The 1,446-nt window shown below is 67.7% G+C and carries 1 protein-coding gene; it reads left to right on the top strand.

The annotated features are described in order from the left end of the window. The first annotated feature begins 229 nt into the window (after window positions 1-229). Complete coding sequence (locus ABTX24_RS29645) at window positions 230-1,429, top strand: IS110 family RNA-guided transposase (RefSeq protein ID WP_350844767.1); 1,200 nt, start codon at window positions 230-232, stop codon at window positions 1,427-1,429. Window positions 1,430-1,446 lie beyond the last annotated feature (17 nt).

The following is a 1,446-nucleotide window of genomic DNA, read 5'->3' as shown; positions in this document are numbered from 1 at the left end:
TGGGCTACTAGAGGATTCCCGTAGGACCGGCGTCCGGCCAGACTCGGTCCAGGTGTCCGGTGGGTTCGCTCTCTATTGGGCTGCCCACTCGCCCGTGCGGGTGTGGCTCGATTCCGGTTTGCAGCCCCCGGGCACCGCTGACGAGGCGTGGCTCAAGAGGGGACTGCCCAGCTCGTAGTAGCAATGCCCACCTCGCCGTCCCAACTGGAACGAGCGCAGGGAGTAGCGCATGGAGCAGGTCGTCATCGGGGTCGATCCCCACAAGTTGTCCGCCACGATCGAGGTCGTCGACCAGCAGGAGCAACTCCTCGGATCTGGTCGCTTCACTACCGATCAGGCCGGCTACGCCGCGATGCGCGCCTACGCCAAGGCGTGGCCGGATCGAGTCTGGGCAGTCGAGGGAGCTAATGGTGCCGGGCGTCCACTCGCCCAGCGGCTGCTGGAAGCCGGTGAGCATGTCGTGGACGTGCCGGCCAAGCTCGCTGCCCGTGTCCGGCTCTTCGACACCGGCCACAACCGCAAGACCGATGCCCACGACGCGCACGCGGTCGCCATTGTGGCCGTGCGTACGACGAACCTGCGGGTGCTGAAGGTCGACGGCGCGCTCGAGGCACTGCGGATGCTGGCCGACCGACGCGAAGCACTCACGCGACGTCGGGTTCAGACCGTGTGCCGGCTCCAGGCGCTGCTCGCAGAACTCCTGCCTGGTCAGGTCAAACGCGACATCACCACCGGTCAGGCCAAGGCCATGCTGGCCACGGTCCGCCCCAGGGACATCGCCGGGAAGACGCGGCGCCGCATCGCCGCCGAAGAACTCGCCGAGCTGATCGCGGTCGAGGCGAAGATCAAGAAAGCCACCGCTGAACTGAAGTCGATGGTCCTGGCGCGGGATTCACGGCTGATGGACATCCACGGTGTCGGTGCCGTGGTGGCCGCCAGGATCCTCGCCGACGTCGGCGACGTCGCCAGGTTCGCCGACCGCAACCGGTTCGCCTCCTGGACCGGCACCGCGCCGCTGGACGCCTCCTCCGGTGAGCAGAACCGGCACCGTCTCTCACGCGCCGGGAACCGCCGGGTCAACCACATGATCCACATCGCCGCGGTCACCCAGCTGCGCCTCGACACCGAAGGACGCGCCTACTACCGGCGCAAGAGAGCGGCCGGCAAGAAGCCCCAAGAAGCCATCCGTTGCCTCAAGCGACGCATCTCCGACGCCATATACAAGCAACTCGTCAAAGATGCCGTACGGGTTGGTGGGGCGGACCCGGGAGGGCACTGCGGGGCGTCTCAAGAATCCAGCGCGGTCGACCTGCCCCCGCGAATCGACACTTCGGATCAGCCACTCCCGGACCCGCAGACCCGACGCTACGCCGCACCACCCTCCACCCCGAAGAGCCCGGCGGCCGGACCCCTCGCGAGCACTGGTTGACAACAGAGGGGAGCCGA

The sequence above is a fragment of the Nocardioides sp. NPDC127514 genome, from assembly GCF_040302125.1.
Classification (GTDB): domain Bacteria; phylum Actinomycetota; class Actinomycetes; order Propionibacteriales; family Nocardioidaceae; genus Nocardioides.
Note: the sequence above shows the minus strand (reverse complement) of the source record. Positions and strands in the feature narration are given on the sequence as shown.

Coding starts and splice junctions, on each gene's coding strand:
- ABTX24_RS29645 (WP_350844767.1), top strand. CDS start 230: ATGGAGCAGGTCGTCATCGGGGTCGATCCCCACAAGTTGTCCGCCACG.